Here is a 14,812-nt window from a genome sequence, read left to right on the forward strand (position 1 = left end):
ACGAGATAATCGCAACAAAAAGCTGGATTATTTACGAAATCTTTAGGAAAACAACGGATATATTTCCTAATTCCCACTTTATTTAGGGTTTAAATCGATTGCATGCTATTTCCTTAACTTTTAGTAAATGAAGCCCCTTTTGTCGTATAAATTTCTATTTTTGTAAGAACTAAAACTCATTGAATTATCATGAAAAATACTGCGTTAACAAACGTGCACATCGCTTTAGGCGCCAAGATGGTTCCATTTGCCGGATTTAATATGCCTGTTCAATATACAGGTATTAATGATGAACATGAGACCGTGCGTACAGGCGTAGGCATTTTTGATGTGAGCCATATGGGAGAATTTATCCTTAAAGGCGAAAAAGCCCTAGACCTTATTCAAAAGATCTCTTCGAACGATGCTTCTAAACTTTATGATGGAAAAGTACAATACGGCTACATTCCTAATGAAGAAGGTGGTGTTGTAGATGATTTCTTAACGTATAAAATCGATGACAAAACCTACTTATTAGTGGTAAATGCATCGAACATTGAAAAAGATTGGAACTGGATCAGCAAATACAATGATTTCGGTGTTGAGATGAAAGACATCTCCGATGAGACATCGTTGTTTGCTATTCAAGGACCTAAAGCAGCTGATGCCCTACAAACCCTAACTGATATCGAATTAGCTCCAATGGAGTACTATTCTTTCCAAAAAGGTGTATTTGCAGGTGTTGACAATGTATTAGTATCAGCAACAGGTTATACTGGTGCTGGTGGCTTTGAAATCTATGTAGCGAATGAACATGCCCAACAAGTATGGGACGCTATCATGGAAGCTGGAAAACCTTATGGAATTAAGCCTATTGGTTTAGGTGCTCGTGATACTTTACGTTTAGAAATGGGCTTTTGTTTATACGGTAATGATATTGACGATAAAACATCTCCACTTGCTGCAGGTTTAGGTTGGGTGACTAAGTTCACTAAGGACTTCGTGAATTCCGAAAACTTAAAAGCAGAAAAAGAACAAGGTGTATCGCAGAAACTTGTTGGATTCGAAATGATTGATAGAGGTATTCCTCGTCATGATTATGAGATCGTAGATGCTGATGGAAACAAAATCGGCCGTGTAACTTCTGGAACACAATCTCCATCTTTGAAAAAATCAATCGGTTTAGGATATGTTGATACAGCATTCGCTAAAGACGGTACAGAGATTTTCATCTCTATCCGTAATCAACCAATCAAAGCGGTTGTTAAAAAACCTCCTTTTGTAAAATAGTTCAAAAATAAATAATTAAAAGGCTCCTTATAGGGGCCTTTTTTTATGTCTATGTTCCACGTAAAACATGAATTGTTCCACAAGACCATTATCCATTAAATCAGTAAGCTCTAAACAACAAATTTCGCATTAATCAAATGGCTATTTGACAGACAGTTGCCTAATCACAAAGTCTACTTTCTGGCGTCTTTTGTCTGTTGTCTCATCGTCTCTCACACCAGTTTCCTTCGACACTCTTACGGATCTCCTTCGGAACTTGTTCGGAACTCCTTCGGATCTCGTTCGGTTAGAAGCGAACGAGATCCGAAGAAGATCCATACCAGATCCAATGAAATTGCGCATGAGTAGCAAAGCAAAGTGGGTGGAAATACGAAGAATTAATTAGGGGATTAGCACGTAGGGCAAAAGATAGATTCCTTTATTAGGATAGAAGAATGCATAAAAAAAGGACTATCTCTTAGTCCTTTTTTTGCTTTGCACTTGTTGTTGCTTCATTTTTTCAACTTGTTTCTGTTGTACATCCCGATTGACCTGTTTCAACAAGACCACTTTCAGATAGATTAATACAACCATCAAGGCGATAGACAGCCCTAGGAAGAGCATATTGCCACTATTATACCCAGCAACACCACTTAGTACCAGGAATACGATTCCTAGATTCAGGACAATATTTAATATGAATTTCTTAGTCATTTCTTTTTGATAATTTTTATTCCAGTAACTCGATCACGAAGTAGGTAAAAATAAGCGATTCCGCCGATAATATTGAAAAAGATAATAAACAATGCCAAAAGCATACGTTCTTTATTGTCAATTCTTGGTGATTTCATGATCTCGAGCAATACCATCACCACCCATATCAGTGATAGCAACATGGATATGCTGAGCATAATGGGGGCAAAGCCCACTTTAAACAGAATCAACAATATGGAGAGTATATAAAAAGTCAGACTAAACAGGAAGGCCTGTTTAGTCTGCTGATATGCCTTGTTCATGTGAACAAAGGTAAGGAAAATTATAAGCCTTGGCTTATGGGAAGATTCCTAATTCTTTGTAAGATTCGCCTACTTTATTGATGGCACAGATAAATGCCGCAGTACGTAGGTCTTCTACACCTTCGGTATGCTTCCAGATCTGGTGGATTTCTTGGTAAGATCCAATCATAGTGTCTTCTAATCCAGAATACACTAAATCTACCTCATCTGGTCCACGTAAGATGATTTTACGCTCTAATTTGGACACTTTCTGATTGGTCATCGACTCAATGATGTTAAGGATTTCCGCATACATGTTTTCGCTGAAGCGTTTTTCAAGACGACCATAGCGAACATGGCTTAAGTTTTTCAACCATTCAAAATAAGACACGGTTACACCACCTGCATTCAGGTAAATATCAGGAATAACAAGAATACCTTTTTTGTGGAAGATATCATCAGCATCAGGTGTTAAAGGACCATTTGCTGCTTCCCCTACGATTTTTGCTTGGATACGATCCGCATTACCAGCATGGATTACAGATTCCAATGCTGCAGGAATCAAGATATCACACGGATATTCCAATCCTTTTGCAGATTCTTCAATATTAGTAGCACCTGGGAAGTTCAAGATAGAACCTGTTTGTTTTCTATGGGCAACAACAGCTTCTAGGTCTAATCCATCTTCAGAATAGATTGCTCCTTCGTATTCGATCAATCCGACAAGTTTAGAACCTGCTTCTTGAAAATATTTTGCTGCGTGGTAACCCACATTACCTAAACCTTGTACGATGACACGTTTATCTTCAACACCTAAGGTCAAACCTAGGGCATCCATATCCTCTTGTACTTTACACGCTTCGCGTATGCCGAAGAACACACCTAAACCTGTCGCCTCCGTACGCCCTCGTACACCGCCTTGTGAGATTGGTTTACCCGTTACACATGCCTGTGCATTGATTTCGTTTGGATTCAGCGTGGTATATGTATCCACGATCCAACTCATCTCTCGAGCACCCGTACCATAATCCGGAGCAGGCACGTCTGTACCAGGACCAATAAAATTCTTTTTGACTAACTCTGTAGTATAACGGCGCGTGATTTTCTCTAGCTCATATTCGCTATACTTTTTGGCATCGATCTTAATACCACCTTTAGCACCACCGAATGGAACATTCACGATGGCACATTTGTAGGTCATCAAGGATGCTAAAGCCATTACCTCATCTTGATCGACCTCCATGGAAAAGCGGATACCACCTTTACAAGGAAGTTTATGGTGAGAGTGTTGAACTCGATAAGCCTCGATTACTTCGATTCCGTCTCCGATTTTTACTGGAAACTTAACACGTAATATCGAATTACAGGCTTTGATCTGATCTAGGATTCCGGGTGAGAACTTCGTGAACTTTGCAGCTTTGTCAAAGTTACGCGCTACCCCTTGGAAGAAACTGTGCGTTGTGTTGGCTTCTTTAGACATAGAATAATCTATTTGTTTACATTTGGAATAATAATATAAAGTTAGCTCTTTTAATATTTTTACAACAGTAAAGCCTGAGAAAAGCACATTTTTTCTCTTTTTTCAACAAAGTCGACAATATTTTAAAAGATATGCAAGAAAACCGTCAAAATAAAAAAGCCCAAGTAGTCCTTGGGCTTTTTTATTAACTCAGTGTTTATTAATAAACATCCATTTCTGGATCAAAAGCATCTTTCCATGCTAAAATTCCGCCTGATAAGTTAGAAAGATTAGTAAATCCTTCTTGTTCCAAGAGCATCACAGCTTGTGCACTGCGCTTTCCAGAACGACATTGTATAACAACGGGAATATCTCGAGAAATCTTTTCTGACTCAATAACAACTCCTGATAATGGGATGTTAATGCCATTCAGATTGGAAACCTCATACTCAAAAGGCTCACGAACGTCAATGAGTTGAAACTCAACGTTATGATCCATCATATCTTTTAATTCTTGAACGCTAATTTCTTTCATGATCTACTTTTTATCAAATATACTTATTTCTAACCTTTTACTAAATTTATAAAAATTGTTATCTTCAATGGTTTTGATAGCAAATATGTGACCAAAAAATCTAAGTTATTTGCTCTTTCTACCGTAATTTTAAAATCACCAATCAATAATCATGAAACGAATATTACTAACAGCCATAAGCATAGGTTTAGCTATCCATTTTGGGCATGCACAAAATGCGGAAATAACCAGCACTGCGAATATTTCTCGCATCTTGAATACCTTAGCATCCGATGATATGCGAGGACGTTCAGCACTTTCTCTACCGGACATCGGTAAAGCAGCAGATTTTATTGCTGCCGAATTTAAAGAGATCGGTTTAAAACCCTATATCGGTGATAATTATCGTCAATCCTTTTTCGTAGAACGCAGTAAAAGTGGCATACAGGCTGTGGAAATCGATGGAAAAGTTTTAGATCCAGCTTCTTTTTTAATCGTCGGAAACTACGATAGCAGCAACACGAAGATCAAAAGAGTGAGTATAGGCCCAGATGACGATTTCTCGCAACGCTTTCGTGAGCTGGTTCAGAAAGACCCTGAAAGTGCTTTTGTCTTTGTGGATAAAAAGCATGCGGCGTTCTTAGCACGGTTTAAGCGCATTTATGACCGTGAAAACATCAGTATCAAAGGGGCAAACAAAGGCTCTATAGCATCTAGCGGAAAGGTTTTTATGGTTGCGGAAGAAAGTTCGAAGAACATTACTGTTACTCACAATAAAACAGTGAATGATTTTGAGATGTTCAATGTGGCAGCGGTCATCCCAGGAAAGACCAAACCGAATGAATATGTGGTATTTTCCTGTCATTATGACCATATAGGTATTCTTCCTGCACAGGGACAAGATTCCATAGCTAACGGAGCAGATGATGATGCATCAGGCACAACGGCCATGATTGAGCTGGCCCGTTATTACAAGAAAATGAATAACAATGAACGTACTTTGATATTCGTGGCATTTACCGCAGAGGAGATCGGTATGTTCGGGTCGAAGTACTTCTCGAATAATATTAATCCAGATCAAGTGGTTGCCATGATCAATATTGAGATGATAGGTAAGGATTCAAAATTTGGTCCGAATAGCTTATATATTACTGGTTATCCTGCTTCGGATTTGGGGAAATTAATGCAAGAGAATTTAAAAGGAACAGCATTTACATTTCATCCGGATCCATATACAACCCAGAATTTGTTTTACCGCAGCGATAATGCAGTGTTAGCAGCTTTAGGAGTACCTGCGCATACTTTCTCCACTTCTCAGATCGACAAGGATAGCTACTACCATACCGTTAAAGATGAGGTGAGCACCTTGGATATCCAAAATATTAAATCAAGTATTGAAGCTATTGCTCAAGGAGCGATTGGAATTGTAAAAGGAGAACAAACGCCTTCGAGAGTTGAGAAATTAAGGGATTAGACGCTTCTGCATCACATAATCATTCAAGAAATACTGGTAGTAGGGAATATCTACTGTCTCTACTACCTCAAAGCCTTGTTTCAGGTAAAAATGGTAGGCCTTATTATATCGATTAACATTTAATTCTAAAATATCAATCCCTTTGTCTAAAGCTAATTGACCAGCAAATTCCAACAATTGACTTCCTAAGCCTTTGCCTTGGGTATTCGGTAAAAGATACAGTTTATCAATTCGTAATACTTCTTGTATTTCTTTGACAGCAATAAAGCCAATGGGGATGTTGTTTTCCTGCATGATATAAAACAGGCTGTTATCTGCCATAGCGCTCTGTATGGCTTCTTCAGAATACATTTTGGCCAGCATAAAGTCTATTTGGTCTTTCGCCAGTACGTCCTGATAGGTAGGATACCAAATAGCATGGGCTAAGGTATGAATGGTAAATGCATCACTTGGTTTGGCTTGAATAATATTGATCATATTTCTTCAGCTAAGGGTACATAATCCGACTGCGGCTCCATTTTGACAAAGCCATCCTCCAACACTTGAAAAGTTCTATCCGCGATCTGCTCTGTATTTGAGAAGGAAATAATAGCTGTGTCCTGAATAGGCAAGCTCAATTGATGTCCTTTGGGAAGCCACTTCTCATACTGCTTTACAAAAAGTATTTTTCTGTTTCCTTGTAGGATATTGATATTAAAATCATCAAGATAGGCTTTTAAGGAAGCTAGGTTTAAGTCCTTTAAAATCAGGTTGACAGCATAATTCTTTCTTTCTGCCAAAAATTGAAAAAGAAAGGGCAGGAAATCCTCCGAATAGGGAATAAGGACTAGGTTTTCTTCAAGAAAGTCAAGTTTTGTCTTCTCATCTGCTAGCAATACATCCACCTTCATACCTAGTGATTTGAGGGTTTCGTACTGTTCGGACAGTGTAATTACGGTTGGACTCCATTCCAATAATTGATGCAAGTGGTCTTCCGACAATAAATACGGATCGGCAATAAACAAAGCCGGCTCCTGATTTTCCCGAACGATGTGATGCGAAGACATACTGATTTAAGCTTGACCTAAATAATTTATAGCGATAAAAGCCATTAATCCAATAGAGGTTTTTAAGGCCTTTTCGTCAATATCAAAAGTTGAGGTATGAACAGCAGAGGTAATTCCCTTTTCTTCATTACGTGTTCCAAGACGATAAAAACAAGCATTAGTTTCTTGGGAGTAATAAGCGAAATCTTCAGCTGCAGGCCATAAATCCAATTCCAATACATTTTCTTCACCCAAATACTCTACAGCTAGGTTTCTAGCCAGGGCGGTTATTTGTGGTTCATTGATTAAGAAAGGGTAGCCTTTACGAACTTCGAAGTCACAGGTGGCCCCCATGCTCTCCGCAATACCGACAGCCATTTTAAGCATCTTTTCGTGAGCCTCAGCGCGCCAATCCTCGTCAAAGGTACGGAAGGTGCCCTCGAGGTAAACTTCCTCAGGAATCACGTTCGTAGCGCCATTGCCGACAATCTTTCCCCAAGATAAGACAGATGGCGTCCTTGGGTCTGCATTTCTGCTTACTATCTGCTGCATAGCGGTAATAACCTGTGCGCTGATCGCAATAGGATCAATATTTTGATGAGGTTGAGCACCATGACCACCCTTTCCTCGAATAGTCATAAACAATTCGTCACAGGAAGCCATGTATTTTCCAGAGCGGAAGCCTACTTTACCAGTTTCTATAAAAGGCATGACATGTTGTCCAATAATGCCTTGGGGAGTTGGATTTTCCAATACACCTTCCTTGATCATCAAGGATGCTCCACCCGGTAATCTTTCTTCACCTGGTTGAAAAATCAATTTTACGGAACCTGCGAAGTTATCCTTCAAGCTATTAAGAATCTTGGCAACACCCAAAAGGGAAGAGGTATGCACATCGTGTCCACAAGCATGCATGACACCTGGATTTTGAGAGCCATAACTTCGACCATCAACCTCTGTAATAGGCAGTGCATCCATATCGGCACGCAGCGCTAAAACCTTATCTCCGGGAAGATTTCCTTTAATGATAGCAACTACACCCGTGTTAGCCATCGCTTCATAAGGAATTTGCAAATCGTCTAAAGTACGTTTTACAAAGGCCGAGGTGTTATATTCCTCAAAAGAAAGTTCAGGGTGTTGATGTAAGAATCTACGGGTTTCTACCGTATCTTGAAAATAGGATTCAGCGAGTTCTTGAACCCTTTGCTTGATTGGTGACATGTTATTCCTCCACTATTGCCATGTCCACACATCCTCGACGAACACAAATACATTCTTGTATGTTCCTCGCAGACGGCGCATGTATGCTGTAGCTTCAGAGCGACTGGTGAAATCGCCGACCTTTACCCGATAATTAGGTTCTACATAGTCAAGGTAGGCATTCATATCAGAGTTTTGACGAATGAAACTGTTTTGCACATTCGTTGCTTCGTTCCGATTGCTGCCAGAATAAATCTGTACCCTAAAACCACGGACTTTTACCCGGCGAGCCTTCGATTTGTCTATGGTTTTAGGTTCCAAACTTACCGCTTTAGAAGCAGTAGGATTTATGGAATAGAATGCACGATATTCCTGCAATAAACTAATCAGGGTATCTTTTACCACTTCAACTTTTCCTTCTTGCGCTTTAGCAAATGGAATGGCCAAAAAGATGAAGCAAACTACTATAAATCCTCTATTTATCATGTTAATATTATCCTTGTTTTCCGTGACAGTTCTTGTACTTCAAACCAGAACCACAAGGGCATTCGTCATTTCTACCGATAGCTTGTTCCTTACGGATAGGTTGTGTCACTTGAGGTTCTTGTGTATTTAAGTCTTCTTCGGACACACCTGTAGGTGAACTAAGCTCTTCTTTGGTTTCAGTAACTTTTACCTTAGGCGCTTCTGGGCGAGCTGCTTGAATGTTTTGCGGTTGTTGTTGTTGACCCGGGATTTCTCCTTTGAACAAGAAGCTTACCACATCTTTATTCATTCCTGCTAACATCGTTTTGAACAAGTTGTAGGCCTCCATCTTATAAATGATGATTGGGTCCTTTTGTTCATAAACAGCATTCTGAACAGATTGTTTCAAATCATCCATTTCACGTAAATGCTCTTTCCAAGCATCATCGATCAAGGCCAATACAATACCTTTCTCGAAAGATTTGAATACTTCTTTACCGTTAGTTTCTACAGCTTTTTGAAGATTTGTAGCAACTTGAATGCCACGAATTCCATCTGTAAACGGAATAATGATATTTTCAATCATACCACCACGCTCAGCCAATACATTCGTCAATACCGGTAGGGTCTGCTCTGCAATGTGCTCTAGCTTACGGTGATAGAATTCAATTACTTGATTGAACAACTTCTCTACGATTTGATCGGTAGAGTTAGATGCAAATTCATCTGCTGTAATCTCTGGGTTAACAGCGAATACACGGATTACTTCAATTTGGAACTCATCGAAAGAATTGTCTTCTTTTGCTTGCAATACCACATCTTCTACTACGTCGTAGATCGTGTTATTCAAGTCAACATCTAAACGTTCTCCAAATAAAGCATTTTTACGTTTTGTATAGATTACAGAACGTTGTGAGTTCATTACATCATCGTATTCCAAAAGACGCTTACGGATACCGAAGTTGTTTTCTTCTACTTTACGTTGCGCACGTTCAATAGATTTGGTTAACATACTGTGTTGCATCACTTCGCCTTCTTCAACACCCATCTTCACCATTAGGTTAGAGATACGCTCAGACGCGAATAGACGCATCAAAGGATCTTCTAAGGAAACGAAGAATTGAGATGATCCTGGGTCACCTTGACGTCCTGCACGACCTCTTAACTGACGGTCAACACGACGTGACTCGTGACGCTCTGTACCGATAATTGCTAAACCGCCAGCATTGATTACTTCCTCGGTTAATTTAATATCTGTACCACGACCAGCCATATTCGTAGCGATGGTTACTTGTCCTGGGCGACCAGCTTCAGCAACAATATCAGCTTCTTTTTGGTGTAACTTCGCGTTCAATACGTTGTGCTTCACGCCACGAAGTTTCAACATACGGCTTAATAACTCGGAAATCTCAACTGAAGTAGTACCCACCAATACCGGACGGCCTTGTTCTGTTAATGTTTGGATTTCTTGAGCTACCGCATTGTATTTCTCACGTGCCGTACGGTAGATAAAATCTTGACGGTCATCACGTTGAATTTGTCTATTTGTTGGGATTTCAACAACATCTAATTTATAGATTTCCCAAAGCTCTCCAGCTTCTGTAGAAGCAGTACCCGTCATACCTGATAGTTTGTGGTACATACGGAAGTAGTTCTGAAGGGTAATTGTTGCATAAGTCTGTGTAGCATCTTCTACTTTCACATTCTCTTTTGCTTCAATCGCTTGGTGAAGTCCGTCAGAGTAACGACGTCCATCCATAATACGACCAGTTTGCTCATCAACAATCTTTACCTTGCCTTCATCAACGATGTATTGGTCATCACGCTCAAATAAGGTGTAAGCCTTTAACAATTGGTTGATGGAGTGAATACGCTCAGATTTGATGGAGTAGTCACGCATCAACTCTTCTTTTTGAGCAGCTTTTTCTTCTAAAGGAGCATTTGATTTCTCGATTTCAGCAATCTCAGTACCTACATCTGGTAAGATGAAGAAACTTGGATCTTCTCCAGTTGCCGTAATTAATTCGATTCCTTTTTCAGTTAATTCTACTTGATTGTTTTTCTCATCAATTACGAAGAACAATTCCGCATCTGCCTTAGGCATTTGACGGTTCTGCTCTTGCATATAGTAGTTTTCTACTTTTTGTAAGATTTGACGGTGATTGCTTTCCGACAAGAACTTAATTAAAGCTTTATTTTTTGGAAGACCACGGTAAGCACGTAATAAGGCTAAACCACCTTTTTCCACATCCGTATCACCAGCAGCAATCGCTTTCTTCGCTTCATTCAATACCACATTGATATATCCTTTTTGAGCATTTACTAAACGTTCAATTCTTGGTTTCAATTGGTGGAATTCGTGTTGGTCACCCATAGGGATAGGACCAGAGATGATTAAAGGCGTACGAGCATCGTCAATTAAAACGGAGTCAACCTCATCAATCATAGCGAAGTGAAGCTTACGTTGTACCATGGCCTCTTTAGTATTGGTCATGTTATCACGTAAGTAGTCAAAACCGAATTCATTGTTCGTTCCATAAACGATATCTGCCAAATAAGCTTGACGACGTTGAGGTGAATTTGGCTGGTGCTTATCAATACAGTCTACACTCATTCCATGGAATTCGAAGATTGGACCATTCCATTCCGAGTCACGACGTGCTAAGTAATCATTCACCGTTACGATATGTATACCATGTCCTGCTAATGCATTCAGGTAAGTAGGAAGAGTTCCTACTAAAGTTTTACCCTCACCTGTAGACATCTCGGCGATTTTACCTTGGTGTAATACAATACCACCGATCAACTGTACATCATAGTGGATCATATTCCAGGTAACTTCAGTACCTGCAGCATTCCAAGTATTCTGCCAAACAGCTTTGTCACCATTAATGGTAACATTAGGCTTGCGAGCAGCTAAATCTCTGTCGAATTCAGAAGCTGTAACTTCCACTTCCTTATTTTCGGTAAAGCGGCGTGCAGTATCCTTAACAACAGCAAAAGCTTCAGGTAATATTTCCAATAATATTTCCTCAAGCTTTTTATCTCTATCTTTTGTCAGTTTGTCAATCTTATCATAGATGGATGTTTTTTCCTCCATGTCTTCAGTTGACTCTGCTGTATTCTTTAATTCGTTGATTTCATTGTCAATTTCTTGCAAATAGGTGCTTATCCGTTGCTTAAACTCTTGAGTCTTTGCTCGAAGCTCATCATGCGTTAAACCCGACAATTTATCATATTCTTCCTTGATCTTATTTACAATTGGCATGATAGCTTTGATATCGCGTTCGGATTTGCTACCAAATAATTTGCTTAAAAATTTTAACATAATATTCTATTTCTGTTTTCGCATGTACAATAATGACTCCAAACAATATAAGCAGACATTTTGACATCAATCGGGCAAATTTAGTTATTACTGACGATAACTAACAGTACCCCAAACCTTTTTTATCAATTATTTTACTAAAAATATGCTTTTCGTACTGCTCGGTATAAGATTATGCTCTCTGGCTTTGTCAAATAGCTCATTTATAGCCTTTCTACCGCCTTCCCCGAGGTTCTCCGAAAACTTGTTTACATATAGCTCAATATGTTTATACATTACCTCTTCTTCCATCTCCTGTGCATGTGATCGGATATAATCCAATCCTGATTTTGGATGCTCAAAAGCAAATTGTACACTTTCCTTGATAAGTTGATTAACCTTCAACTTAACTTCTTCAGGAAGCGAACGCTTAATCACTATGCCTCCCAAAGGAATAGGAGACCCCGTAGTCTTCTCCCAATAATCACCTAAATCAACAATTTTATGCAATCCCTTATCCATATAAGTGAATCGATTCTCATGAATGATTAATCCAACATCAATGCTTCCATCTAATAAGGATTGCTCAATATCTGAAAACACCATCTCCTGCTTATTAGTTAGCGTAGGATAGGCTAATCCTAATAAGAAGTTCGCCGTTGTATATTTCCCAGGAATACCAACTCGTAGATTTTGAAACTTTTCAGATAATTCCTTACCGGCATACTCTTTAAGTTCAGCTGCCAAATCCGGTTTATTACAGATTAACAGAGGTCCTACACCGAATCCTAAAGCAGAGCCAGCATCCAGCAGCTCATAGTCTTCCGTAGCATAAGCAAAAGCATGATAACTCAACTTGGTGATATCTAATTCTGCACGGAATGCCTTTGCATTTAAGGTTTCTACATCATGGTATTCAACCTCAAATTCAAGGCCTTCACAATTGATCTTATGGTGAATAAGTGCATCGAATATAAAGGTGTCGTTTGGGCAGGGAGAGAATCCTATTGTTAATTTCATATCGGAAAATATTAGTTGGCAGTTATCAAGATGTTCTTGGTGAAGATCATGAGAAGCATGCCAAGAAAGGTGGTCAGCACAAAGCCATTACCAGTCTTATCCAAATCTTTTTTATAACAAAAATAGCAAGCGATCAAGTTAAAGGCCGCAGCTATAATATAAAGTCCTGTTGGTTTGTCAGGAAACAGGGTTGCAACCGCTTCTGTATAGCGGGTTAATACAAAGGCAATAATGGGAAATATCAATCCCAATAGAAAGCCACTAAGGACAGAGTTTTTCATTCTAGGTATTAAACATCAAAGCTCCAGGAATTTAATTCTGGAATAACATGATGTGCAGTCATATCAAATTGAGTAGGAACGATAGAAACATAGCCATTTATAATAGCATGAGCATCGGTATCCTCTCCACGATCTTGTAAATCAAATTTACCCGTCATCCAGAAATATTCTCTGTTATAAGGGTCTAGGCGTTCATCAAATTCTTCAAACCACTTGGCATTCGCTTGTCTACAGACTTTTATTCCTTTAATATCATGCTTAATATTGGGGAAATTAACATTTAACAAGCTGTTTTTAGGCAGGCCATTTTGCAAGACTTGTTCAGCGATGGTTTTAACATAAGGTCTACAATGTGAGAAATCTGCATTATAGGCAAAATCATCTAAAGAGAACCCAACAGAAGGAATGCCTTCAATAGCACCTTCAACCGCAGCAGACATGGTACCTGAATAAAGCACATTAATGGAATAGTTTAAGCCATGATTGATTCCCGAAACACATAATTCTGGTTTCTTGCCTTTAAAGATTTTATTAACTGCCAATTTAACACAGTCAACCGGTGTGCCGGAGCATTTATACATCTCCACACCAGGATATAAATCAATTTTATCTAATCGCAAAGGTTTTCCGATGGTAATGGCATGTCCCATTCCTGATTGAGGGCTATCGGGAGCTACAACGACCACGTCTCCAATTTCTTGCATTACTTCTAACAATACTTTGATTCCGGGAGCTGTGATTCCGTCATCATTCACTACTAGGATAGTCGGTCTCTTTTTCGTCATGGTGCTAAGTTAGTCATTTGAGGGGAGAGAATATAAATTAGTATGTTACCAAGCTATTATTTAATTGGTAATCTATGTTTAAATACAGATTAATCAATAAACAAAAACGGTCCTATCAATTATGATAGGACCGCCTTTCACGTAAAAATATATTAACCTAAATCTTTCAACCAGGTTACTACTTCTTCACGTGTTTTGCCTAGTTTCTGCTGTAATTTTCCGATTAATTCATCGTCCTTACCTTCTTCGTAAGCCAAATCATCATCGGTCCAATCAGCATATTGTTGTTTGATTTTTCCTTTTAACTCGTTCCATTTTCCTTTTAAATCTAACTTATCCATAATGATATTCCTCCAATTTAATTAGTGTTTGTGTTTCTAATTAATGAACAAGTGACATGGAAAAAGGTTTAAAGTTTTTTAAATTTATTAAGAAAGATCGCTTTATTTAAAGATAAAGCCCCTTTTTATCAATAAAGTCAATTACCGAATCCGGGGTATAGAATTTTACGGACTTACCTTCTTTAATTGCTTGCCTTAAAAAAGTGGAAGATAATTCCATAACCGGTGTATCGGTCATTGTAATAGATGGGTGTTCTTTTAATTCTCCCGCATCATATCCTGGTCTAGGGTATACAATGATTTTATAATCCCGAAGCAAAATATCGGCATTTTTCCATTTCAAGATACCCTGCAGATTATCTTCTCCCATAATGAGTATAAACTCTTTGTTAGGATGCTTTTCAGCGAGATGGGTTAAGGTATCGATAGTATAAGATGGCTGAGGAAGATTAAACTCGATATCAGAAGCCTGAAGGTTTTCTGCTCCATCGATAGCCAGATTCACCATCTCCAAGCGGTCATACATATTGCCCAGGCTCTTTTTCTCCTTAAATGGGTTCTGTGGTGAAACCACAAACCAAACCTCATCTAGGGAAGTATAGTTGGCCATATAATTTGCAATAATCAAATGACCTATATGAATGGGGTTAAAGGAACCAAAAAACAAACCAACTTTACGCATACGTTTATTTTAGGGA

Annotated in this window: 16 protein-coding genes; 2 read left to right on the forward strand and 14 right to left on the reverse strand. The window is 38.8% G+C overall.

Going from position 1 to position 14,812, the window contains the following annotated elements:
* The first annotated feature begins 189 nt into the window (after positions 1-189).
* Positions 190-1,269, forward strand: a complete 1,080-nt coding sequence (gene gcvT / locus ACP6L2_RS13455) for a glycine cleavage system aminomethyltransferase GcvT (RefSeq protein ID WP_440509861.1) — start codon at positions 190-192, stop codon at positions 1,267-1,269.
* 450 nt (positions 1,270-1,719) lie between these two features.
* On the opposite strand, the gene ACP6L2_RS13460 is transcribed toward gcvT, so the two are convergent.
* From ACP6L2_RS13460 to ACP6L2_RS13475, 4 genes are all read right to left on the reverse strand, one after another.
* Positions 1,720-1,962, reverse strand: coding sequence for a DUF6358 family protein (locus ACP6L2_RS13460; protein WP_440509862.1), 243 nt, complete (start codon positions 1,960-1,962; stop codon positions 1,720-1,722).
* Entirely contained in the window at positions 1,959-2,264 is a 306-nt protein-coding gene (locus tag ACP6L2_RS13465) for a hypothetical protein (RefSeq protein WP_440509863.1), read from the reverse strand. The genes ACP6L2_RS13460 and ACP6L2_RS13465 overlap by 4 nt, the downstream gene beginning before the upstream one ends.
* A gap of 34 nt (positions 2,265-2,298) precedes the next feature.
* Positions 2,299-3,723, reverse strand: a complete 1,425-nt coding sequence (locus ACP6L2_RS13470; RefSeq protein WP_440509864.1) for a Glu/Leu/Phe/Val family dehydrogenase — start codon at positions 3,721-3,723, stop codon at positions 2,299-2,301.
* Positions 3,724-3,922: 199 nt separating this feature from the next.
* A complete protein-coding gene (locus ACP6L2_RS13475) occupies positions 3,923-4,237 on the reverse strand; it encodes a rhodanese-like domain-containing protein (RefSeq protein WP_344675281.1) in 315 nt (104 codons plus the stop codon).
* A 151-nt stretch (positions 4,238-4,388) separates the two neighbouring features.
* Here ACP6L2_RS13475 and ACP6L2_RS13480 point away from each other — a divergent pair, with 151 nt between their 5' ends.
* Complete coding sequence (locus ACP6L2_RS13480; protein WP_440509865.1) at positions 4,389-5,690, forward strand: M28 family metallopeptidase; 1,302 nt, start codon at positions 4,389-4,391, stop codon at positions 5,688-5,690.
* On the opposite strand, the gene ACP6L2_RS13485 is transcribed toward ACP6L2_RS13480, so the two are convergent.
* From ACP6L2_RS13485 to nadD, 10 genes are all read right to left on the reverse strand, one after another.
* Entirely contained in the window at positions 5,679-6,167 is a 489-nt protein-coding gene (locus tag ACP6L2_RS13485) for a GNAT family N-acetyltransferase (RefSeq protein WP_440509866.1), read from the reverse strand. The two genes, ACP6L2_RS13480 and ACP6L2_RS13485, sit on opposite strands and share 12 nt — an antisense overlap.
* Positions 6,164-6,736 (reverse strand): hypothetical protein, encoded by a 573-nt coding sequence (locus ACP6L2_RS13490; RefSeq protein ID WP_440509867.1) that lies wholly within the window; start codon positions 6,734-6,736, stop codon positions 6,164-6,166. Before ACP6L2_RS13490 ends, ACP6L2_RS13485 begins: the two co-directional genes overlap by 4 nt.
* A gap of 6 nt (positions 6,737-6,742) precedes the next feature.
* Positions 6,743-7,936, reverse strand: a complete 1,194-nt coding sequence (locus ACP6L2_RS13495; protein ID WP_440509868.1) for a M20 metallopeptidase family protein — start codon at positions 7,934-7,936, stop codon at positions 6,743-6,745.
* Between the two features lie 12 nt (positions 7,937-7,948).
* Positions 7,949-8,401 (reverse strand): SPOR domain-containing protein, encoded by a 453-nt coding sequence (locus ACP6L2_RS13500; RefSeq protein ID WP_440509869.1) that lies wholly within the window; start codon positions 8,399-8,401, stop codon positions 7,949-7,951.
* Positions 8,402-8,408: 7 nt separating this feature from the next.
* The gene (secA, locus tag ACP6L2_RS13505; protein ID WP_440509870.1) at positions 8,409-11,708 is read right to left on the reverse strand and encodes a preprotein translocase subunit SecA; all 3,300 of its coding nucleotides are present in this window, start codon (positions 11,706-11,708) and stop codon (positions 8,409-8,411) included.
* Positions 11,709-11,837: 129 nt separating this feature from the next.
* Positions 11,838-12,707, reverse strand: coding sequence for a menaquinone biosynthesis family protein (locus tag ACP6L2_RS13510; protein WP_440509871.1), 870 nt, complete (start codon positions 12,705-12,707; stop codon positions 11,838-11,840).
* A gap of 11 nt (positions 12,708-12,718) precedes the next feature.
* Positions 12,719-12,988 carry a hypothetical protein gene (locus tag ACP6L2_RS13515; RefSeq protein ID WP_440509872.1) on the reverse strand — a complete coding sequence of 90 codons (270 nt, stop codon included), beginning with the start codon at positions 12,986-12,988 and terminating at the stop codon, positions 12,719-12,721.
* An 8-nt stretch (positions 12,989-12,996) separates the two neighbouring features.
* Positions 12,997-13,773, reverse strand: coding sequence for a 5'/3'-nucleotidase SurE (gene surE / locus ACP6L2_RS13520; RefSeq protein WP_440509873.1), 777 nt, complete (start codon positions 13,771-13,773; stop codon positions 12,997-12,999).
* Positions 13,774-13,925: 152 nt separating this feature from the next.
* On the reverse strand, positions 13,926-14,114 hold the full coding sequence (locus ACP6L2_RS13525) for a CsbD family protein (protein ID WP_440509874.1): 189 nt from the start codon (positions 14,112-14,114) through the stop codon (positions 13,926-13,928).
* A 106-nt stretch (positions 14,115-14,220) separates the two neighbouring features.
* The gene (gene nadD / locus ACP6L2_RS13530) at positions 14,221-14,796 is read right to left on the reverse strand and encodes a nicotinate (nicotinamide) nucleotide adenylyltransferase (RefSeq protein WP_440509875.1); all 576 of its coding nucleotides are present in this window, start codon (positions 14,794-14,796) and stop codon (positions 14,221-14,223) included.
* Positions 14,797-14,812 lie beyond the last annotated feature (16 nt).

This window comes from Sphingobacterium lactis, from assembly GCF_051951495.1.
Lineage (GTDB): Bacteria > Bacteroidota > Bacteroidia > Sphingobacteriales > Sphingobacteriaceae > Sphingobacterium > Sphingobacterium lactis_A.

What these genes read in the sequence shown, in the direction of transcription:
- gcvT (WP_440509861.1), top strand. Translation starts at nt 190, where the DNA reads ATGAAAAATACTGCGTTAACAAACGTGCACATCGCTTTAGGCGCCAAG.
- ACP6L2_RS13460 (WP_440509862.1), bottom strand. Translation starts at nt 1,962, where the DNA reads ATGACTAAGAAATTCATATTAAATATTGTCCTGAATCTAGGAATCGTA.
- ACP6L2_RS13465 (WP_440509863.1), bottom strand. Translation starts at nt 2,264, where the DNA reads ATGAACAAGGCATATCAGCAGACTAAACAGGCCTTCCTGTTTAGTCTG.
- ACP6L2_RS13470 (WP_440509864.1), bottom strand. Translation starts at nt 3,723, where the DNA reads ATGTCTAAAGAAGCCAACACAACGCACAGTTTCTTCCAAGGGGTAGCG.
- ACP6L2_RS13475 (WP_344675281.1), bottom strand. Translation starts at nt 4,237, where the DNA reads ATGAAAGAAATTAGCGTTCAAGAATTAAAAGATATGATGGATCATAAC.
- ACP6L2_RS13480 (WP_440509865.1), top strand. Translation starts at nt 4,389, where the DNA reads ATGAAACGAATATTACTAACAGCCATAAGCATAGGTTTAGCTATCCAT.
- ACP6L2_RS13485 (WP_440509866.1), bottom strand. Translation starts at nt 6,167, where the DNA reads ATGATCAATATTATTCAAGCCAAACCAAGTGATGCATTTACCATTCAT.
- ACP6L2_RS13490 (WP_440509867.1), bottom strand. Translation starts at nt 6,736, where the DNA reads ATGTCTTCGCATCACATCGTTCGGGAAAATCAGGAGCCGGCTTTGTTT.
- ACP6L2_RS13495 (WP_440509868.1), bottom strand. Translation starts at nt 7,936, where the DNA reads ATGTCACCAATCAAGCAAAGGGTTCAAGAACTCGCTGAATCCTATTTT.
- ACP6L2_RS13500 (WP_440509869.1), bottom strand. Translation starts at nt 8,401, where the DNA reads ATGATAAATAGAGGATTTATAGTAGTTTGCTTCATCTTTTTGGCCATT.
- secA (WP_440509870.1), bottom strand. Translation starts at nt 11,708, where the DNA reads ATGTTAAAATTTTTAAGCAAATTATTTGGTAGCAAATCCGAACGCGAT.
- ACP6L2_RS13510 (WP_440509871.1), bottom strand. Translation starts at nt 12,707, where the DNA reads ATGAAATTAACAATAGGATTCTCTCCCTGCCCAAACGACACCTTTATA.
- ACP6L2_RS13515 (WP_440509872.1), bottom strand. Translation starts at nt 12,988, where the DNA reads ATGAAAAACTCTGTCCTTAGTGGCTTTCTATTGGGATTGATATTTCCC.
- surE (WP_440509873.1), bottom strand. Translation starts at nt 13,773, where the DNA reads ATGACGAAAAAGAGACCGACTATCCTAGTAGTGAATGATGACGGAATC.
- ACP6L2_RS13525 (WP_440509874.1), bottom strand. Translation starts at nt 14,114, where the DNA reads ATGGATAAGTTAGATTTAAAAGGAAAATGGAACGAGTTAAAAGGAAAA.
- nadD (WP_440509875.1), bottom strand. Translation starts at nt 14,796, where the DNA reads ATGCGTAAAGTTGGTTTGTTTTTTGGTTCCTTTAACCCCATTCATATA.